This is a genomic window from Anabaena sp. AL93, from assembly GCF_001672085.1.
GTDB lineage: Bacteria > Cyanobacteriota > Cyanobacteriia > Cyanobacteriales > Nostocaceae > Dolichospermum > Dolichospermum heterosporum.
In genome coordinates this window covers 24,299-46,343 of record NZ_LJOU01000044.1, presented here as the reverse complement: position 1 = coordinate 46,343, position 22,045 = coordinate 24,299, and the positions used below count along the sequence as shown (strand labels likewise).

The window sequence follows — 22,045 nt, the reverse complement described above, 5'->3', positions numbered from 1 at the left end:
AGTTGGGGGAGTTGGGGGAGTTGGGGAAGTAAAAGGGGAGAAATATTCTTGTGCAACTAACAACTGACAACTAACAACTAACAACTAACAACTAACAACTGACAACTAACAACTGACAACTGACAACTGACAACTAACAACTGACAACTAACAACTGACAACTGACAACTGACAACTGACAACTGACAACTGACAACTGACAACTGACAACGAACAACTAACAACTGACAAAAATACCATGCTGGCAAATGTAGATATTATCAACGTAAGAATCCCCGGTTATCAAGATTTACAAAGAATCTTAGTTAACCAAGCAGGCATAATTGAGGAAATTATGCCCATGAACACAGCATGGGAAAAAGTTGTACCACAAAACTTACAAATTTTAGATGTAGCTGGAGACTGGATTTCTTTAGGTGGTGTGGATTTACAAATCAATGGTGGACTAGGATTAGCCTTCCCGGAATTAACAGCAGACAATTCCTTTATGCTGCCAAAAATCTCTTCATTTCTGTGGGAAGCAGGAGTTGACGGTTATTTACCCACCCTAGTGACAACCTCCATCGAAAATATTCAGCGATCGCTCGCCATTCTCGCCAATTATACCCCCAATTCTCCAACCTCCGCCCAAATTCTCGGAGTCCATTTAGAAGGTCCATTTTTAAACTACTACAAACGCGGCGCACATCCAGCCGAATATCTTCTTCCCCTCACCATAGATCAAGTTAAACGGGTCTTAGGAGATTATGCCCATATTGTCAAAGTCATCACTCTCGCACCAGAATTAGACACCACAGGTAAAGTCATCCCATATTTGGGTTCTTTGGGAATCACTGTCAGCTTAGGACATTCACAAGCCACAGCTACAGAAGCCCAACAAGCTTTTACTCAAGGCGCTACAATGATCACCCACGCCTTCAACGCCATGCCACCCCTACACCACCGTGAACCGGGCTTATTAGGCGCAGCCATGAACAATCCTGATGTGTTTTGTGGTTTCATTGCCGATGGTCAGCACGTTACCCCAATGATCTTAAAAATTCTTCTGCGTGCCAGTGAAAGGTTATTTATTGTCAGTGATGCCCTTGCACCATTAGGATTACCTGACGGCATCTATCCTTGGGATACCCGACAAATAGAAGTTATCAACGGTACAGCCAGATTACAAGATGGCACTTTATCAGGAACAACCCTACCATTATTAACTGGAGTTCAAAATCTAGTGAAATGGGGAATTTGTGACCTAGAAACCGCCGTTAGCCTCGCTACAGACGCACCCAGGCAAGCTATCAACTTACCAAAATTTGCCGCCCAACAACCCGCCCACTTATTACGTTGGAAATGGGATGAGGTTGGTAAAGAACTGACATGGAAACGGTTAACTGTAGCGAACAGTTTTACTCCTGACTCCTGACTCCTGCTGTAATTAGTTTTCAGGATCAATACCTTGTCCAAATCGAAAAAAGTCTTGATTTGTAGGTTGGATTGAGGTACGTTCACGTATCCCTGACGGGAGGCGTTAGCCATAGTGTGGCGATAGCTTGCGTGGCGACGTAGGAGCCATAGCCATAACCCAACAAATGCGTCGGGTTGCGCTGTCGCTTAACCCGACCTACAAAAAATGGACAAGGTATTGCAGGATGACTATTTATATTAAACTCAGGCAACCCCAGACGCTGAATTTACTTTGGCGAGTTGGAGTTATAGTTAGCGACTACACTATCTTTCAGGGATTTATACTGGGAATACAAGTTTTGGAAAATGCCTAAAAGTGCTGATGATAACATTTCTGTATTTTCCGAATTATATGTATGTTTAATAGCTTGATATAAAATTGATTACTGATTTTATTCCGTAGCAACAAGTAAGTATGTATTTTTATATACTCAATAAGTGCATTTGTGCGCGTTTAATGCCATTTTTCTATGGTCTCATTAATTTTTTATTTGGGGATAAGAATAAATACTTACTGGAAATAAATCACTGTTATTGCTTGACAGTAATTGTTTTAATTGCAACTAATTATGTAGACATTTTAAATATATTTACTTACTAAAAATGTAGATAAAAAATCATGTACTGGGCGAAAAGAGTCCAAGTATTTTGACAATTTAATCTTTGTCTAGATTATGTTTAGGCTGGTGATATCTTTTGAAGAGTCAACTATTGGCAGTAAAATTTCATCGAAACACCAAGTAACTGGATGATTTTTCGATACTTCATAATTTACAACTACTGAGAATAAATATTAGGTAGTAATTGTCAAATTGGGCGATCGCTTAATATGAAGTTTCCCGAAGAAAATATAAAAATCTTAAAAAAAACGTTACATAGCCAAAGTCCTGAATTAATCACGGTTTACAAGCTCAAACTCAACTATAAATTTGGACATTTCTTTCAGACTTCCGCTAAAACCCTGATCCCCAAGTCCGAAAATTCATGTTAATGTATTCGAGTTACAAAACACAAAGTGAAAGCGGAACGGGTTAAAGTTTCCGGCGAGAGTCACTGTTCACAAGGTGAAACCCCCGCTAATCAAAAAACTTAAGTTCTACAGTCGCTTTAAAATCGGACGCATGAATCAAAGACATTTGTGGACTACAGTTGCCGTAATTCTGGCCGTTTTGGGTTTACCCTCAGTTGGTCGAACTCAAACCAGTGAGGAAAGTTCCCCAACTAGGCAAGCATCATCTATCAGTGATGCAGTCAAAGTAGGAGAATACCAATCCCCAACAGAAAACCCCACCTTGGATGCTGTGATTACTAGGATTTATCCTCACAGTATTAAAGGTTTACAAGCAGCTACTCTTTATGTTCGGGACATTCCTGTTCTGACTTTTTTGGGTTCTACCCCAGTTACTAACAACAAAACTAAAGTTGGAGTAATTGGCAATAATGAGAATATCAATCCTGACTCTCTTGTTGCTACCAATACAGCCAAAGTTGCCAGTTTTAGCAATGCTGGTAATACAATCAATTTTAACAAACAAGTTAGCTCTATTGACAATGATCCAATTCAGAAAGCTAGTGTGATTGCCGCTAGAATTAACGAACTGATCCAGAACAATGTAGATGCAAGCAAGATTACTGTCAGTTGGAAAACAGCGGATAATTCCGTAATTAACAATAAAGCCAATAAAAAAGGCTTCTTCCGTAAACAACCGTCAGTGGATCGCTACACCATTACCATTGACGGTCAAGAACTGGTAGAAGTCAATGAAGGTACTAGATTAGCAGATACCACAGAAAATCTTGCCCAAGATGCCTTACAAGCAACTAACAGACTGCGGAGACTCATCGGCAACGCATCTCCCATTCAGACAATTGCTAACTTACCCGCTAGTAAATCAGTTTCTAGTGCCAGTCTACCGCAAAAAATTGCCTTCGGTAATGTCAATCTCAGTTTCCAAGGGATGGCTTCTTGGTATGGATATGATGGTTCTGGCAATAAAACCGCCAGTGGTGAAAGATATAATCCCGAAGGATTAACTGCGGCTCATCGTAGCTTACCGATGGGAACAAAAATCCGTGTCACTAACACCCGTAATGGTCGTTCTGTTGTTGTCAGAATCAATGATCGAGGACCTTTCATCCGGGGTCGAATTATTGACCTTTCCGCCGGCGCTGCTCGGCTTTTGGGTATGATCAGCAGTGGTGTTGCTCCAGTTAGTCTTGAGGTTTTAGGAAAATAACCCGTTTCCTAGTTCCGACTCTGTTTTCGCTTTTCACGATTAAATACCCCTGGTTCTTCTATTTTATCTCCCAATTATCCTTTGCGCCACGCTGCGCTATCGGATATACACTAACGGGGGAAAGGATAGAAACTAGGGGTATTTTGTGCGTGTGCTGACAACAGTTGTAGCTTTACGCTGCTATTTAAATCGTCGTCGCTGGCAAAGCCATCTGAGGCTACCAGATGATCTGGGACTTGATGAACAAACCAGTTGGTATCCCACAGCGGTTGGTTTAGTGCCAACTATGGGAGGTTTACATCAGGGGCATTTAAGTTTGATTAAACGGGCTAGACAGGAAAATGCAACGGTAATTGTGAGTATTTTTGTCAATCCCCTACAATTTGGACCCAACGAGGACTATCAATGCTATCCTCGCACTTTGGCACAAGACCGAGAATTTTGTGAACAGGCGGGAGTTGATGTGATTTTTGCCCCAACTCCGGAAGAAATTGGTGTACCGGGGAAGAATATAGCAGAAACTCAAGTGACACAAGTGATCCCTCCATCTGATATGATATCTAGCTTGTGTGGTAATTTTCGTCCAGGTCATTTTACTGGTGTGGCAACTATTGTCACTAAGCTTTTAAACTTGGTAGAACCTGACCGAGCTTACTTTGGACAAAAGGATGGTCAACAATTGGCAATTATTAAACGGTTAGTAGCTGATTTGAATTTGCCAGTAGAAATTGTTGCTTGTCCTACGGTGCGGGATGTGTCCGGCTTGGCTTTAAGTTCTCGTAATCAATATTTGACGGCTACAGAAAAAGAGCAAGCAACTGTGTTATTTAAAGGTTTACGGCAAGCTGAAGCGGCGTTTCGGGCTGGCGTTCGTGACAGTGGTGAACTCATAGCATTGGCGCGGCAAGAAATCGCAAAAGTTAGCAATATCAGCTTGGAATATATTGAATTGGTTGAACCGAATACGTTGATGTTTTTAGAAAAAGTTGAGGATGAAGGAATGTTGGCGATCGCTGCTCGTCTTGGTTCTACAAGGTTAATTGATAATACGATTCTGCGCGATGGCAATGATGGACTCCGCCAACCGATCATTGCTATTGATGGTCCGGCTGGTGCTGGTAAATCTACTGTGGCTCGTCAAGTGGCACAGGAATTAGGTTTGGTGTACTTAGATACTGGTGCTATGTACCGGGCGATCGCTTGGTTAGTCATGGAACAGGGAATTGCTATTGATGATGATTGTGCTGTGGCGGAATTAGCCGCTCACTGCAAAATTGACCTCACTCCCAGTCAAAGTTTGCAAACTCCCGTGAGAGTCCAGATTAATGATATTGATGTCACTCAAAAAATTCGCACTGTTGAGGTAACATCTCTTGTATCGGCGATCGCTGCCCAAAGTGCAGTGCGTCAAGCCTTGGTCAAACAGCAGCAAAGTTGGGGACAACGCGGGGGGTTAGTAGCAGAAGGTCGAGACATAGGCACTCACGTCTTTCCAGATGCGGAAATTAAAATCTTCTTAACCGCTTCCGTCGGTGAACGAGCGCGTCGTCGTCAGCAAGACTTTCAAAAAACAGGTTCAATCTTGAGTTTAGAACAACTAGAACAGGAGATTGCTGAACGCGACTTCAAAGATAGCACCCGGAAAGTCTCCCCTTTGCAAAAAGCGGCTGATGCCATTGAACTCCAAACCGACGGTTTAACTGCTTCTGAAGTAGCAGCACAAATCATTAGCCATTACAACCAGCGGCTATCCCATTGGTAGATCACCAGAACGTAGGGGCGCAGGGCCTGCGCCCAAATTCCTAAAGAGACTTCCAAGAAATAAATTATCCTAAGAAACGAACCACAGAGGCACAGAGTACACAGAGAGAGAATTTCTGCATCAGTTTTGGGACATTTTTTTATTTGGAAGTCTCAAAGGACTTCAAAACAGTGGTGAGCGCCGACTAACTCACCATTTTAATTTTTAGTGCTTTGAACTACATCCTAAACTAGTTTCAGATAGATTCATCTTTCTTGAGGTGGATATTAGTCTGAGTTAATAATTATATATTTTAAACCGGGCTTTTTGCTCACGCAGAGGCGCAGAGTCAACAGAGAGAAGTTAAGAGTTTAAGCTAAATAGATGGAATTTGCTTTGTTTATAAACTAATTGGTGGAAATTTCCACTTTGGTAGTAGAATGACAATGTTAAGTTTTGTATTGCAGGATTAAGTAGGGCTTACTAAATACGAAACCTGTAATTTGCCTAGCTATGGCAATAGCTTTCAACTAGAAAACAGTAAAGAGAGGATTTCACAAAATGGCATTTACCCAACCAGCTTTACCTTTTGCTTCTGATGCTTTAGAATCCTATGGCATGAAGGCTGAAACCTTTGAATATCACTATGGTAAGCATCATAAAGCTTATGTAGATAATTTGAATAAGCTTGTTGATAGCACAGAATTAGCCAACAAGTCTTTGGAAGAAGTAATTCAAATCGCTTTTGGTGATTCTACCAAAGCTGGAATCTTCAACAATGCTGCTCAAGTTTGGAATCACTCCTTCTTCTGGAATTGCTTGAAACCAGCAGGTGGCGGCACTCCTACAGGCGCATTAGCTGCTAAAATTGATCAGGATTTTGGTAGTTTCGACAAATTCAAAGAAGAATTTTCTAACGCTGCTGCAACTCAATTCGGTAGTGGTTGGGCTTGGTTGGTTGATGATGGTGGTACTCTGAAAGTAATGAAAACCCCCAACGCCGAAAACCCCCTCGCACACGGTAAAAAAGCTCTGTTAACCATTGACGTTTGGGAACACGCATATTACATTGACTTCAAAAATGCCCGTCCTGCATTCATCAAGAATTTCTTAGATAATTTGGTGAACTGGGATTTTGTCGCTGCAAATTTCGCTGCTTAGATTTTAATGGGTAATGGGTAATTGGTAATGGGTAATATTTTTACTTATTACCCCTTATCCAATCTCTAAGAGGATGTTTTAAAAGTGGTATCCCGTAATTTTCATCACATTGTTACCCCCCTTACAAAGGGGAGAAACAAGAAAATCCAGTTCCCTCCCCTTTATAAGGGGAGGGTTAGGGAGGGGTAAAACATTTGATACAGCAATCGTGACTTTTCAAACACCCTCTAAATTAATACTATTTAGGGCTTGCTGAAAAAGTTATCTGTGAGGGCTAGAAGTATGGCTAACGCCACGCTACGCTATCAGGAGTTCAGGAGTGTATAAGTAGGTGAACACAATAAAACCAAACTGTGTAAAGAAATGTAAAATCGCCTAAACCCTCTTCACTCTTGCCTCTTGCCTCTTGCCTTTTGCCTTGCCATAACGACAATTTTCAACGCCAACCTACTTACTGCTATATTGTTAATTTACAATTTCTGCAATAATTCCTGAGTTAACTGCATAAATGCCTTAGAACCCGCTGTATTCGGACTTAGTAAAGAAACGGGCATAAAACTATCAACAGCTTTGGCAACATTAACATCAACGGGGATTTGAGCTTTACAGATTTTATCTACTCCAAAATCTTCGATAACTCGGTGCATTACCTGTTTATAATATCTGCCATTCAGGAGATTGGCATTGGACATACTAAAGACAATTCCCAACATTTTTATATCTATTTTGGCTTCATGTTCGTGACTTTCTTTTAATTGGGCAATGCGTCTTTCTAAAAGTTGAATTCCGACTACAGATAAGGGTTCTGGTCTAGCGGGAAGAATGTAGAAATCACTGGTAGCTAAAGCACTTCGAGTCAGGAGATTATAACCGGGAGCGCAATCTAAAAGAATAAAATCATATTCATTCCGTATAGGTTCTAAAATATCTCTAATTAAGACCCTTTCAAAGCGATTCCAGATAGTTTCAAAATCCTGTTCTCCTAATGCTACTGATTGATTATGCAGCATTTCTGAAACCAAAAATTCATCATATAAATCTATGTCTCCTGGTAATAAGTTTAATCCAGTCAGGTTACAAATCTCAGGTTGAATGATGTCCCCAATTGTAAATTTTGCCTCTGGTTCAGGGTTGATAATTTGATCTAGTAAATATCTAAATGTCTTTCTTTGTTTGCGACGTTTGGCAAAATCAACAGGTGACATTAAACTCAGTGTGGCACTGATTTGACTATCTAAATCTAAAACAAGTACCTTTTTTCCGTGATTTTTGGCTAAACAGGTGGCTATATTCACGGTAATGGTGGTTTTACCAACTCCACCTTTCATGTTTGCGGTTGCAATTACATATCCCATTTTAATTCCTCTACTGACGCTTTCCCAATGATATAGCGTTTATATTATCTAATAAATTTAGATCCCCGACTTCTTAGAGAAGTCGGGGATCTTTTTTTTAAGGTAGTTTAATAGTTTGTGCTAATAAGCTTTGAAGACGTTGTCCGTGCGAACCACCTTGGTAAACTAAATCACCTTTGCCTAATAAATAGGCTGCTGTTGTTTCTTTTCCACCCAGAATAATACATGAATCTGCTTGGCTGGAGGTACGTAGGGCGACTCGTCCAGGTAGGTTAGAACGGATAATTGGGGTGACAATACTGGCTTCTGGGCGTTGTGTGGAAATAATTAGATGAATACCTGCGGCTCTTGCCATTGCGCCTAAACGTTTGATACTTTGTTCTAATATGGTGCGAATTTCTTTTTCTGCCATAAAATCGGCATATTCATCAAATATACAGACAATACGCGGTAAAGCTGGGGAAGAACGTTGATTATAGGTGGTTAAATCTGCACATTTAGCTTTTTCAAATTTTTGATAACGAGATTCCATTTCTGCAACTAGTTCCTGCATTAATTCTACGGCGCGATCGCTATCTTTGACAACTGGTGCATATAACGACGACATTTGTTCAAATTCGGGAAATGTTACCCGCTTGGGGTCAACTAAGGCAATTTTGAGATGTTGGGGAGAATGACGATAGATTAAACTGAGAAGTAAGGATCTCAAAAATTCACTTTTTCCGCTTCCTGTTGTTCCTCCCACCAAAAAATGACAAGTATTCGGATCTGATAAATCAGCCTCTAATAACTTCCCATCAATACCCACTCCAATAGCAATTTTTACGGGTGCTGTTGGGGGTAAAAACTGCTTTTGAATATAATCTTCAAATTTGGCAATTTGTCTATCTTGACGCGGCAAATCAATACTTACATAACCAGCTTGGGGAGCAATTAAAGGCGGATATTCTAACCCTAATTGTACTTGTAAATCAGCGGATAATCTGAGAATTGAAGGAACTTTCACACCTAAATGTGGTTTAATTTTCACCCGAATAAATGCCGGACTTACATCAGCACCATAATAATCTACATTAACCTTAAAAGATTCTAGAATTGCCACTAAAGATGCGCCAATTTCATCAGCATTAATAAATGTATCTTTCTGACTTTTAAAAGTATCTGAAAAACCTCTCTCCAAACCTCTCTCCTGCAAGGAGAGAGGCTTTGAATTCTCCCCCTTCCCTGGTAGGGAAGGGGGTTGGGGGGTTAGGTTTCGTGTTGGGTTTTCCAAATAATGTGAAGAGTCAGATGTATCTTCTCGTTTTTTGGAAGGTGCTATAAAATCAGGATTGTCATTATCTGGAATAACTTTATTTGGCGGTGCATTAGATTCAACATCGAAAAAAGTCTGACACTTTTGTTGTTGGGGGCAAATTTCACATAAATGAGGTTGAGTTGTCGCAGGTGGTGGGTTAGGATTGGGAGATTCCCAACTCAACCATTGTTGCATTTGTAATAATTTATAGGGAATTAATTGATGAACCGTATTTTCTAACTGTTCCCAAGAATATTTGTATTCTTTAAATTCTGGTAAAACACAATAAACAGCAGAATCAATAGGTGGTTTTTTCCGCTTCGATAACATATAACTATAGAGAGAAACTTGCGCTAATTGTGCTGCTGAATCTACAGATTGATAGGTTTTAAATTCTACCATACAAAGGCGTTTGAGTTCAAAATTAAAAACTAAACAATCAAATTCACCTCTGATTAATTGTTTTGTCCCATTAGGTAAATCAAAGTAATATTCTAAACTGCGTTCTTCAGAAATAAAAGTATTCTGAATAACTGTTTCTGCACTGCAATAACGGCGATTGATGATCAACAATTCAGTAAACTTTTTAATTAATCCTTGTAAACCTTGCCAAACTTGTAGCAGTAGAGAGGCTTTACTCGCGTCTTTTGCAATTGCATTTTGTAAATAGGGAAAGAACTTAATTTTATAGAATAGTTGTTGAATTTCCAACGTAATTACATCTACCTTTAATTGTGTTGCAGATGGATTTAATAAAGTTTTAAATCTGGGTTCAATTAGCAGTAAATTAATAAAATTATCCGCTAGTTGGTGAAAGACATTACCAATACCAGTAATGGCATCTTTAGGAGAGAATATTGCTTTACAATTAAAATTATGATTTAGATAAAATAGTCGCGGACACTCAAAAGCTAATCTAACTTTAGTGGGAGTTAAAGATGAATTTTCAGATTTGTGATTTACCATATTAAATACACGATTGATAACATCAGGATTGGATATTTCAAGCAAGCGATAATGAACAGTAGCTAAATAAACTGTATCCATTGCTGCATAGTTTAACTGTTTTTGAGTCAGGGGACGTTTTCCCCAATCACTGCTTCCTTCTTCTGCGTCTACATGAGAAAATTGACAGAGTTCAGCAGCTAGAGTTTTTAGTTTTAAGTTGGTAGTTTGTAAGACTTCTTTGGTGATTTTTCTCGCTATTTTGAAGGTACAAGTCACATTTTCTGCTAGTTCCTTCCCCAAATATTTTAAATCAAAACCAGCATTATGAAAAACTTTCTCAATTTGCGGATTAACCATGATTTGGTTAATGAAATATACAGTCAAATCAGGTTGATCTAAAACATCAAAAATGTAAGCAGATTCACCAGTTAAATCTGTATAATTAGCCAATACCTGAATTAGTGCTAATTTTGGTTTATCGGTATACCAATCAGCGATTTCCGTATCTATCCATAGGGTTTTAGATAGGGACAGTTGGGAAATTTGCTTGTAAATTTCAGAAGCTTCTGTCAGGTAGTGCATTAGCTGATATAAAAAATGTGCTGGATAGATTACTTGTGAGGAACTAAACAAATTAATTGAGCTTCTGGCTTGGCTTTGGGGTCAAGAATTTGAATTTTATTTTCCTCACATAGTTCTTTAATCAATACATTAATTTGATCTTCCTTAACTTTGGGAAAACTGCTAATAGCATTGTTAATTAAAGCTTGTTTCCCTAACAAATGTTGAGTTTTAACTAGATTTAATAAGAAGTCTTTAACAGGTCTTAAATCTTTTCCACCGTTACGATTTGGTTCTGGTTTTGGATTTGATTTAGAAACAATACCTAAATCCTGTAATAAAGTACATTGATTCAAAATCTCAGATTCATTAATTAAAGTTTCTAATCTTTGTAAATTAATCGTTTTCCCACCAATTACCAATTCTTGAGATTTGGCAGAATTTACCAAACTTTGATATGTTGCCAAATAGTGAATAGACTGTAGACTTGGTTTAATATGAACATGATTAGTGTTGGTAAAAATCTGTCTATAGAGTTGATTTCCCGCCATGTTTGGTTTTCCTAAATCTCCACCACGAATTAAGTGCATAGTTTGACAGAGATTTTTTTGAATTACTATTTGACAAGCATTCATTACATGATAAAAACTAGTCATATTTGAGTCTTCTGTCCAAACTATACCCAATTTTTGCCGATTTGTAGGATGTTGATAACTCAAGGAATAACTAGCATATTTTCCGCTTAAAAGTTTAGTCTTAACTCCCTGTATTTTTAAAGTAGATATAGACTGCTGCAACATCTGAATTAAATCAGGTGATGATAACAAAGAAATCTTGGTAATTTTCCCCTGACTTTTTGTATATTCGTGCTGCCATAATAATTGAAATTCTGCTTGAGTTGTATCTTGATTATCTTGATGTCGTGGTGGAACAATGATTATAGGTTTAGGAACAGTTTTTTCATTGGGTGTTGTCACCTTTATTTGTATTGTAACTGGTTCGGGCTTTGGTTTTTCATCTTCATCTAATAACGAACCTTTATATTTTTGATATTCATCACGACCTAGAGTTAGTACATTTCTAGGTATAGTTTTACCACCAGGATAGTTTTTCTCTAAAATTTGCCGATTTAGAGGAAAAATAGGTGATTCAGGTCTAGGATTTGCTAGTTGGTGTAATGGCTGAAGTTGATAAGCCCAAAGTCCTTCGGCCTGTTCTATACTAATAAGTTTTAACTGAATTGTTCGATGTATTCCTGCTTTATCGGCTGTAAAAATCCGGTCTAAATGCCGCTGCCATACACTCTTAATTACGCTGATTATCACCAAAAAATTTTTTAAGTTATCTCCATGAATTGTGGTATTAACATTGAAAAAAGGTTGTATATCCAGAAAACCTTCTGGTAACTGGGGCATAGTCTCTAAATTGTCAAAACATAAAACAATCGGTTGGGTTTGTGTGGAAATTCTGCCAAAGTTTGCTAAGATATTTTTCGCAGCATCTTCTGTATCAATGCAGATTTTGACTTTGATTTCTTTCATGGAATCTTCATTTAAATCATCTCCACGTAGCCATTCACAAGCCAAATCATATAATTCTGGATTTGCGAGATCATGCAACACTCCAAAAAACATATCAGGGTTATAAATACCTGCTTGTTTATAAGTATCCTTGAGGTGTTTGATAAATTTTTTGCGATTACTTTGTAATGCTTCCCAAAAATTATCATTAAATATTCGTTGTTTTATATCACTTCTTGTAAACGCCGTTAAACTTTTGAGCCACAACATTAACTGTGATTCTTTTTCTCCTTCAGGAACTTGAATTAAACTATCAACAGTATGACGTAAAATATGCCGCCAAATGTAGGTACTATCAGCCCAGCTACAGAGGATATAAGCAAAAAATGCTTTGCTATTAAATGAGCGTTTAATCCGTCTTAGTAAATAAGTTTTGCCAGAACCAGATTCACCTTCTAGTAAAACTGTACGACTACGATGATCTTTACCCACTAAATCTAGTAATTCTTCAATCTCTCTTATTGCATTTTTATGAATTGATTCAACCATTAGTAATGAGTCTTCTTCGTCAGCCCAAAACTCTAGATGTTTCATTTCGATGTCAAAAGGGTTGACCTCGCGTTTAATAATGTTGTTAATGTCTGTCATAGATATAGGTGAGTGAGAGGAGGAAGTGATGAAAAAATGAAAAATATTTGGAAGACTGTTAATTAACTATGATAAAGAACAGTTGTCCACCAATATTTTGAGGAATTCCCGCGTCAATTTGTTCTGGTGTATAAGCACTAGATTCTTGTAAGGTACTAAAATCAATTTTGTCACTTTTTTGTAACCTATACAACGCCTGATCTAAATCATCTCGTAATAAAGGCGGTTGTAACTTTTGCCGTACATGGAAAATTGGTAAATAATTCTCTGTACCCAATTCCCGATCTAATTTCTTGATAGTCTCTAAAATTTCTTCATCACTGATATTGCTAGTAATATCAGAATATGATTCTACATGATCAGGAGTAGAAACTTGTTCTGACTTAACCCGCAAATTCTTCCGTAAAAACCGCACATAATTACCCAGCAAATTAAAGTCTATATTTGCTTTTCCTTCGGGATTATATTCATCCCGCAAAACCTCAATTCCTCTTTCCGTTAACCAAACTTCAGCTTTAAGTCTTTTCATCTTGATTTCAATAGCAATCAAACCCCGTTCACTCAAGGTTTTTAAGATTGCGTCTCGTTCATCTGATTTTAGCGATGAAACTTTGATTTCACTGGGGGCTATTTTTCCAGAACTCTTACCTATCTTCTCCAGTACCTTGAGTTCTTTATCATCAATAGGTAATTGTGCCGAGTCGAGTTTCAGTAGTGCTTGACCAGGAGGTAAAATCTTGACTGTGGCAATTTCGCGGGAATAGTCTACATATTCCAGTTCCCCCAAATCTCGACAAATTTTGTTTTTCTCACTTTTAAAACTATCAAAAGTGCTGGAACTCAAGCCAGTACGATAATTCGGACATCCCAACAGTTTTAAGATGAACTTTAACTCTTTCGTTTCCATACGGTTAGTCTTGCTGTATTCGATACTTGACTACTTTAGCGCGAATCACAAAAAAATAACACACAGTTTCCATATTAACTCTAATAAGAGCGATTTTTCACTAAAAACTCAAAATATTATCCAAGTTTTCACTGATTACTTTCTAAATAAAAGACGGATTTTTTCTAGAGTTTTTCTACAAGCTTCCATGACATCAAAAAATTGGGAAGACTTGGATATTCTATCCATTGGACTTTTTTAGGAAAATTTTATACAGATATTAAATAAATTCCACCATATAGCGAGATTTATATGTATCATCTTTTAGATGACCAGATCATTCTATCGTTGACATTTCCTACCCATTCACAAAAGTTTAACTATTCGTATTTGCAAATTCTTTACCGGAAATTCACTGTATCAATTTATCAGAGATCAAATCATGAGTAATTACCTCCACTGTCCACGCACTTGTCTACTGCAAAAACCAGAAAACAATAATCAAATACCAGAACAGGGATTATGTGATTTTTGTTGGAATGAATATTGTTTTTGTTGGTCTGAATACTGTTTAAACGAATGGTATGAACTGCAAATAAAACATGACAATCTAAAAAGTAAACATCATACCAAAGACAAAAACTAAAATAGACCTGATTTCTCTCTGCACCTCCGCGTCTCTGCGTGAGAAAAAATTATAGGGTAGAATAAAAACCGGCGTTGGTGAATTGGGGTATGAAAGTCGAAAATTCCATCTCTCAAACCCTTACTCTCTGCGCCTCTGCGTCTCTGCGTGAAATAAAATCATACTTTTACTCAGCAACACCTAAAAACCTACCCTAATCAACAACTTGCTAAAATCAAATTCCACTCATCTTGAGACAAAGGTATTACCTCTATTTCCATACCAAAACAATCACAAGCTGCGGCTATTAAAGCCTTAATTATTGTTTCTTGATTGATAGTTTGGGGAAATTGGATAGGATGAAAAAACTCTTGATTAAATACCTTTGCAAACAACTCCGGATCTGGATTTAACCGCATAGAACCATGCTGAAGAACTGCGTCACCTTTCCGTAGTTGAGCGCTACCAATTAGTTTATAACCATCTGCTAAGACTAAATCTGCACCTGTGGCTGTTCCAAAACAATTAGGATTGTGAATATAACCGCGTCCAGCTTGACCATAGTACAATTCTATATTGAGCGATCGCCATCCTTGAATCAAAAACTCACAAATCTGCCCATACACATCCAAACGATTTCCCCTCAGTCCAGACGTGACGACAGAGTAAGTTAAATCACCTTGATGTAAAACAGCCCTACCACCTGTAGGACGACGCACCAAATCTAATTTCTCCCCTTTCCACCGCAAACCTTGCCAAAATTCAGGATATTGACGTTGATGATAACCCAAAGAAATTGCGGGTGGCGACCAAGTATAAAAACGTAAAGTTGGCGGATGTTGTCCCGACTCATGTTGTGCTAATAACCAGCGGTCTATAGCCATCTGAACATCACCAGCGGCAGCTAAAATGGGAATAAGTCGCCACACCTGCGAATCAGGCATTAAATATCACATTCCTTAACTAAGATTATCGAAACCTAAACTGCACAGAACTCGGATTGCAGATATTCATCATTATCATCAGCGATAGTCGCAACAATAGTAATGATGCGGGAAACTTCCCCTGGTGACAACTCCGCTAAAGTGCGTGTAGAAATCACCACCACCTGATGGTCAATAATGCCAAAGCGGGCTTCAAAGGTACTTACACAATTTAACTCTAAGAGATATCGTGTCAATCTGGCTTCATCTTGTACAGGTAACTTTAGCACCGCAGCCCAAACTGTGATCGTATCTTCATCAGTAATTCCCGTTAACTGCACAAATACTTCTACACTGCCATATTGGAATTTCCACAGATATTCCCCCTCAGAACCATGACTAACCATTGCACTTTGATCTTGTGCCAGGGTATCAATTACATTTTCAATAACTTCCACATGATTTGGGGCTGTGGTTTCTTGAATAACTTCATCCAGTAACTCATTTGGAGTTGGGGTTTCTAGGTAGCTGGCCATACAGATTTTTTTCTAAGTAATATAGTCACTGCTTTAATCTACTATTATGCTACCAAAAATGCCAGCATCTAACATACCTGTCTTCCCAAGTCGAGATGTCAGAATAGGAGCCATGTCAATTACTATGACATAAGCTAGACTTATTGTTATGCAGTAAAAACTTGGTTAAATTCTCAATTATTTTTTCCCGGTTTCAGGGCTTCACATCCAGAACCATTAGATGTAAGTCACATTTACCTTCATTTTAGGTAAAGATTTGTAGATTTATTATCTATTGTGTCTTATTAACGAGACTAAATGCCCATTTTGTTTATCTTACATCATTAAATTTCCGCTGTCGGTTACATAAGCTACTAATTTTAGTTAAAATAGGTAATCCAAAGCAGTTTATTTTGGTGTAGCGCAAAAATTACTCGCTAGTTTAGCGTCACAAGATGTAAAAATCAGGCAAAAGGAACAATTTGCTTATTTTTAGCATCAAAGGATACGGAACTGTGAGTTAAATCGTGAGTTACATAATGTACGCAAATTCATCGAAACTCAAGTTGACAAATTAGGGTGCTATCTGTTGAGAGGTTCTAGAATCTGACGTAAAAAACCGAAAAAACCCCAAAAACTTTTTTGAGATTTTTCCGGATTAGCCAAAAAATCTGCGATTATTGTTACACTGATTTTAATAAGCACTATGAATATTAAGCTTGATCACAGCACCCCATGTCATTTAACTTCCTTCTTTACCCTACTCATAAAAGAAGGTATTTCCCCTAATCAAATCGTTCTGGGTATTGTTCAACTAGCCACCCAGACCCATGAATTAGATGGGATGATGGCATCGGCAGATTGTTTACGGTTGCTACTGGTACTGATGCCAGCAGAGATCTGTGCCAAAGGAGTTTCTGAGTATATATCATCTTTAGCATCACAAGGCATTACCACATTAATGTTATTAGATGCTCTGAGCCTAGCTTGCTATGTTTGTGGACAATCAGACGAAGCTAACTTAGTCTACTTGACTTACAAAAGACTACAAGCTGATGCCATCATCTCCCAAATGCTTCGTGATTAAAAGCTAAGTTGTTAATTTTCCATCATTTTTCTAATATCTAACTATTTTCAAGTTAATTCCTACTTGTACATGGCAATTTTGTACTGGATAAATCCGTTTGTTCATTAGGCAATCGGTCGGTTTGATTAATATATAATTTTCTGGGCAACTGTTACTCAATGGCTGTTAGCTATGGCTTGGCTATGATTTGAATATTGCAATATTTCTTGTGAGTTTGACAGCACCGCATCTATCGCTTATCATCTGGGTTGGAAGTCTCTAGTGGTGGGGTAATCCCTGCATCCATAACTTCTCAACTTTTTCTTTAACCCTGTTGATATTCCATTAAAGCTGGAAACTAAAATGGTTATCTGCCAAAATGCCAAAATATGAGATCATCAGCGGAACATTTCGGGAATTCTATATTTTGCAAGTGAAGCGAGCATTTGGTTTGCCGGATTTAGCTTAACCAACAGAAGCCCCACGTCTGACCCGATAGGGCCGCGTGGGATGAATGGCGCGTGAATTAACGACGATTTTCCGACCAACGCGACAGCAAGGAAGGAAAACATGGAGAGAATTCACAAAATTTGTGTTATGAATTGAATATCTCGGCAAGGCGAGAGAATAGCGATAACCAAGCTAGATACATGATCATTTTTTTGATTAACCTTGATTTTGCCTTTGGAACGAGGGGTCAGCCTATCGCCTTAACATAAGTCTTGTTGTTCTCGAAGAGCAAAAAGCTGTTAACTGGGTAGGAAGCCTATACTTACCCGCAAGGGAAGTGTAGGTAGTTCACATTGATAATTTCACCTTTATTTCATCTGGGGTTGGCATCTTGTGAGATGAACAGTATCGAGCTAATCACAATGCTTACTTACTCTCCAAACCCAACCTTCAGAACCAACTTGCCAAAATCACCCCTATTGGCAACGGTGACGGACGCACTAGGTAAAGTTCCTATTGTCCGATTAAATCGAATTCACCCAAGTTGTCAACAACATCATTTATATTTAAAACTTTTAGGTGCTTCCACTGGTGCAATTGTGGCCGCAGCTTTAGCAGATACTCAAAGATTTACTCAGCCTCAAACTATGTTACTACTTAATCCTGATCGGGGCGATCGCTACCTGGAAACAGTTTACAATGCTGATTGGCTTACAGCACAAGGAATTAACATCCTTGAACATTCCCATCTCACAGAAGCAATTGCTAATCTTCTACCTGTACCATTGGATATTGTCGGTAGGAGTCAGGAGTGATAAAGATAATTATCTCACGCAAAGGCGCAAAGGCGCAAAGACTAAAAGGTTGAAATCTGGATTTTGCGCTTTTTTGTCAAAATAGCGTTATTATCACTCATTAGTTGGAAATGATATGAAGTTACAAGAACCCCAATCTCAACCAGTTAGTTTAGGGAGTTTATGGCGGGAATTTTTGCCTTTGTCCCTCAGTGATGTGACTATGGCCTGTGGTGATCCGATGATGACTACGACATTAGCTCATCTTCCTGATGCTCAAGTTAACTTGGCGGCTGTAGGTATTGCTAAATCTTTGGCGATATTTTTTGAAAGTCCGATTATTATGATTCTGCACGCTGCTAATGCTTTAGCTGGTTCTCAAGATTCACGTAAGGCATTATGGCGGTTTACATTATTTGTAGGTGCGGGACTGACTTGTTTATTGAGTTTGTTGGGACTACCAATGATATTTAATTTTGTGGGTGTGAGTCTGTTGGGCATACCATCTGCAATGTTGGCTACAGTTAGTCAAGTATTATTATTAATGGGTGGTTGGCCATTTGCGATCGCCTGGCGGCGTTATTTTCAAGGGTTATTAATTTATCATGGTCAGTCTCGCGCTGTGGCAAAAGCCAGTATTCTCAGGTTATTCACATTAGCATTAGTCCTCACGGGTGGATTTTTCTTGCCCATATCTGGGGGTATACTTGCTGGACTTGCCCTCATCAGTGGGGTGGTTGTCGAAGCAATAGCTGTAACAATTTTTGCTCGGCTTTCTGGTGCAACTTTACCGCCACAAATAGAACAACCTAATTTACCCCGTAACTTAGCACAGGTGTGGAAGTTCTATTTACCTTTAGCTAATTCTATGATGGTGGTTTGGGGCGGAAGGGCGATATTAATTAGCATTCTTGCCCGCGCTGAAGATTCGACAATTGCGATTGCTGCTTGGTCTGCGGCTTGGGGACTGGTTCTTGTAATTGCCAATTCTACTCGGATGGTACAGCAAATGGTGATTAAATATCGTCATCAAGTGAGCGATCGCCAATTGCTGAGTTTTGCTATCAGTGTCGGTGCTGCTTGTTCTAGCTTACTATTATTGATGAGTGTAACACCAATAGGCGATCGTATCGTTCAAAGTTTCATTGGTAATGATATTATCTTAGCTAACAGCATCAAACCTGTACTTTTAATTTGTACAATTGTGCCATTATTTGTGGCTTTACAAAATGCAACTCAGGGTTTTTTAGTCAGCGAAAACCGCACAGGGCAAGTAAATCTATCTACCTGGTTAGGAACAGGGACTTTATTGATAATTGCCACCTTTGCTATTAACAAGGGCATGAATGGGGCAATGGCCGCCGCTATTGCCATGATTACATCTATGTTAGTTGAAGTTACTTGTTTACTTTGGAAACGAGCGGCAAAATCACAGTAAATGTACTGCCCTTATTTACATGACTTTGTACTTCTAATTTACCTTTGTGAGTTTGGACAATTGCCAAAGTAATAGCCAAACCTAATCCAGAACCACCAGTATTGCGAGAACGATCTGCATTAACTCGATAAAAGCGCTCAAAGATGTGGGGAAGATCAGAATTAGAAATACCAATACCTGTATCTTTAATAGTAATTACACCTTGATGATCATTAGTTGTCAGATGAATATTTACTTCCCCAGATTCAGGAGTGTATTTAATGGCATTACCAACTAAATTCAACAACATTCGATAAATTTGACTTTCATTACCGTGAATATAAAAATCAGATTGATCAGGAATATGACTAGATAATAAAACTTGTGCATCCATAGCCATTGGCATTAATTCCTCTTCTACATCTGCAACTAAATCATTCAAACAAATTTGCTGTAACTTAGCTTCTTGTAATCCACTTTCTAATCTAGATAATAATAACAAATCCTGTGTTAATGTTACTAATCTTTTAATTTGTCTCTTCAATGCTTTTTGAGTTTCTGGGCTAATTGAATTTGTTTCGACAATGGTTTGTAAAGATGTAATGGGAGTTCTTAATTCATGTGCCGCGTCAGCCGTAAATTGTTGTAATTGTTGATATGATTTTTCAATTGGCTGCATAGCTAAACCTGCTAACCACCAACCTGCACCACCAATAATGATCATAGAAGAGGGAATACCCAATCCTAATAACCAATGTAAACTATTCATATAATCATTTAATCGTTGTACAGTTCGTCCAACTTGTAAATATCCCCATAATTGATTATTGTTGATTTTTAAGGGCATTAAATGTAAATGATATAGTTCACCATGACGATTTTTGATATCATAAGAATGATTGAGGTGAATATTATCGGGAAATTCATCTGGATTATTACCAATCGCAGCAGTTGCTTCTCCTGATAGTGTTAAAAATCTCAGATAATATCCTTCTGCTAATAAATTCAGTAAATCTGATTCTGATTTAATGGGTAAACAAGATTGTTGCTTTAAACAAAGTCCTGGTAAAGATTTTTGAGTAGTAATAGATAATTCTCCAGGAATTTTTAACTCTGTTTTTAATTGATCTTGAAATACCTTACCAAAAACTTCCAATTCTCGATCAACTGTGCGAGTAAAAGCTTGTACCATGACACTGTGAGCGATGCAACCACATAGTAACAAAGTTGATCCCATCACACCAGCATAGGTAATCGCTAATTTAAACCGAGAATGATTGAATAGTGAATTATTAGGTATCCAACTTTGGATTTTACCTATCTTCTTCCTTTCTTCCTTCGTGTCCTTCGCTGCTTCGTGGTTCATTTAATTAGTATTCTTATCTTATGCACTATCCACAAAAACGATAACCAAAACCTCGGATAGTTTCAATTGCTTTAGAAAAACCACATTCTGATAATTTGCGTCTTAGTAATCTTACTTGTGCAGCAACAACATTACTCACAGTATCACTTTCAAAATCCCACAATCTAGCGCGAATTTGTTCATGAGTTAGTATTTGTTGAGGATGTTGCATGAAATATTCTAAAAGTTGAAATTCTTTAGCCGTGAGGATAATTGGTGAAGAATTTTCCACTGCTAAATTCACAACTGAAAAATTACTATAATCTAAAATTAAAGAACCTATTTGTAACTGCGGTGGTTGAAAATTTGGTAATCTTCTTTGTAATGCTCTTACCCGCGCCAATAATTCTTCCATACCAAAGGGTTTCACTAGGTAATCATCTGCACCTGCATCTAAACCCGTAACACGATCATTCATGCTATCTCTAGCTGTTAATAACATAATTGGTAACTGATTTTTTTGCGCCCTTAATCTTTTACACAATTCCAATCCTGACAACTTTGGTAACATCCAATCTAAAATCGCAATTTCATATCTTTGAGGTATTGTCTGCAAATAATCCCAAGCAGTCTCTCCATCTTCCACCCAATCTACTATATAATCGCGTTGAATAAGAGCATTATGAATACCATTTCCTAAATCATGTTCATCTTCAACTAATAATAACCGCATAATAATAATTATATGTAAGACTGCACAGAATAATTATCATCCATATTTATCCGCGTTCATCTGCGTTTATCTGCGTTTAATTATTCTTAAAATTCTCTTCTATGCAGTCTCATCTTAATTTGGTACAAGTAAAAATTAAAAGTGTTTTACCAAATATTTCTAGTTGGTTGTTGATTATTTATTGTCAGAAAATTTTTAGTCCCATTAAAAAACGTCTGGGAGTGTTGCCGTGTTTCCACCCCAGACGTTTTTTAAACTTGCTCCTCACACACAAATCTAATTTATCACCCTTTTCTGAAAATGGCAAGTACCCTAGACAACAATTTTAGAAATTGTTTGGAACAGGGAACAGGGAACAGGGAACAGGG

The 22,045-nt window shown here is 38.1% G+C and carries 16 protein-coding genes; 8 read left to right on the top strand and 8 right to left on the bottom strand.

The genetic code is table 11. From position 1 onward, the window contains the following. Window positions 1-238: 238 nt before the first annotated feature. The 4 genes from nagA (at window position 239) to AN486_RS13250 (ending at window position 6,594) form a co-directional block, all read left to right on the top strand. Complete coding sequence (gene nagA, locus AN486_RS13265) at window positions 239-1,414, top strand: N-acetylglucosamine-6-phosphate deacetylase (RefSeq protein ID WP_039203570.1); 1,176 nt, start codon at window positions 239-241, stop codon at window positions 1,412-1,414. Window positions 1,415-2,576: 1,162 nt separating this feature from the next. Beyond that, window positions 2,577-3,692: a septal ring lytic transglycosylase RlpA family protein gene (locus AN486_RS13260; protein WP_053539226.1), complete on the top strand. Its 1,116-nt coding sequence runs from the start codon at window positions 2,577-2,579 to the stop codon at window positions 3,690-3,692. 145 nt (window positions 3,693-3,837) lie between these two features. Beyond that, a complete protein-coding gene (locus AN486_RS13255; protein WP_053539227.1) occupies window positions 3,838-5,454 on the top strand; it encodes a bifunctional pantoate--beta-alanine ligase/(d)CMP kinase in 1,617 nt (538 codons plus the stop codon). 540 nt (window positions 5,455-5,994) lie between these two features. Further along, the gene (locus AN486_RS13250) at window positions 5,995-6,594 is read left to right on the top strand and encodes a superoxide dismutase (protein WP_053539228.1); all 600 of its coding nucleotides are present in this window, start codon (window positions 5,995-5,997) and stop codon (window positions 6,592-6,594) included. A gap of 470 nt (window positions 6,595-7,064) precedes the next feature. On the opposite strand, the gene AN486_RS13245 is transcribed toward AN486_RS13250, so the two are convergent. The 4 genes from AN486_RS13245 to AN486_RS13230 form a co-directional block, all read right to left on the bottom strand. Beyond that, window positions 7,065-7,949 carry a ParA family protein gene (locus AN486_RS13245; protein WP_053539229.1) on the bottom strand — a complete coding sequence of 295 codons (885 nt, stop codon included), beginning with the start codon at window positions 7,947-7,949 and terminating at the stop codon, window positions 7,065-7,067. 97 nt (window positions 7,950-8,046) lie between these two features. Then, window positions 8,047-10,776: a DNA translocase FtsK gene (locus tag AN486_RS13240; protein WP_290601014.1), complete on the bottom strand. Its 2,730-nt coding sequence runs from the start codon at window positions 10,774-10,776 to the stop codon at window positions 8,047-8,049. A 29-nt stretch (window positions 10,777-10,805) separates the two neighbouring features. After that, window positions 10,806-12,923 (bottom strand): ATP-binding protein, encoded by a 2,118-nt coding sequence (locus tag AN486_RS13235; RefSeq protein ID WP_290601013.1) that lies wholly within the window; start codon window positions 12,921-12,923, stop codon window positions 10,806-10,808. A 58-nt stretch (window positions 12,924-12,981) separates the two neighbouring features. After that, on the bottom strand, window positions 12,982-13,830 hold the full coding sequence (locus tag AN486_RS13230; protein ID WP_290601012.1) for a transcription factor RcaD: 849 nt from the start codon (window positions 13,828-13,830) through the stop codon (window positions 12,982-12,984). A gap of 421 nt (window positions 13,831-14,251) precedes the next feature. On the opposite strand from AN486_RS13230, the gene AN486_RS13225 reads away from it, so the two are divergent. Continuing rightward, a complete protein-coding gene (locus AN486_RS13225) occupies window positions 14,252-14,455 on the top strand; it encodes a hypothetical protein (RefSeq protein ID WP_290601011.1) in 204 nt (67 codons plus the stop codon). Window positions 14,456-14,652: 197 nt separating this feature from the next. Here the strand turns inward: AN486_RS13225 and AN486_RS13220 are convergent, their stop codons facing one another. Next, window positions 14,653-15,378, bottom strand: coding sequence for a biotin/lipoate A/B protein ligase family protein (locus tag AN486_RS13220; RefSeq protein ID WP_290601010.1), 726 nt, complete (start codon window positions 15,376-15,378; stop codon window positions 14,653-14,655). Window positions 15,379-15,413: 35 nt separating this feature from the next. After that, window positions 15,414-15,893, bottom strand: a complete 480-nt coding sequence (locus AN486_RS13215) for a YbjN domain-containing protein (protein WP_190382105.1) — start codon at window positions 15,891-15,893, stop codon at window positions 15,414-15,416. Window positions 15,894-16,578: 685 nt separating this feature from the next. Between AN486_RS13215 and AN486_RS13210 the strand changes: the two genes are divergently transcribed. The 3 genes from AN486_RS13210 (at window position 16,579) to AN486_RS13200 (ending at window position 19,620) form a co-directional block, all read left to right on the top strand. Then, window positions 16,579-16,959, top strand: a complete 381-nt coding sequence (locus AN486_RS13210) for a hypothetical protein (protein WP_053539235.1) — start codon at window positions 16,579-16,581, stop codon at window positions 16,957-16,959. An 851-nt stretch (window positions 16,960-17,810) separates the two neighbouring features. Next, window positions 17,811-18,203, top strand: coding sequence for a hypothetical protein (locus AN486_RS13205; RefSeq protein WP_290601006.1), 393 nt, complete (start codon window positions 17,811-17,813; stop codon window positions 18,201-18,203). A 115-nt stretch (window positions 18,204-18,318) separates the two neighbouring features. Continuing rightward, window positions 18,319-19,620, top strand: a complete 1,302-nt coding sequence (locus AN486_RS13200; protein ID WP_290601004.1) for a hypothetical protein — start codon at window positions 18,319-18,321, stop codon at window positions 19,618-19,620. Here the strand turns inward: AN486_RS13200 and rppB are convergent. Together rppB and rppA are read right to left on the bottom strand one after the other, a co-directional pair. Continuing rightward, on the bottom strand, window positions 19,580-20,965 hold the full coding sequence (gene rppB / locus AN486_RS13195; protein WP_290601002.1) for a two-component system sensor histidine kinase RppB: 1,386 nt from the start codon (window positions 20,963-20,965) through the stop codon (window positions 19,580-19,582). The genes AN486_RS13200 and rppB overlap by 41 nt on opposite strands. Before the next feature lie 25 nt (window positions 20,966-20,990). After that, window positions 20,991-21,677: a two-component system response regulator RppA gene (gene rppA, locus AN486_RS13190; RefSeq protein ID WP_290601000.1), complete on the bottom strand. Its 687-nt coding sequence runs from the start codon at window positions 21,675-21,677 to the stop codon at window positions 20,991-20,993. Between the last annotated feature and the right edge of the window lie 368 nt (window positions 21,678-22,045).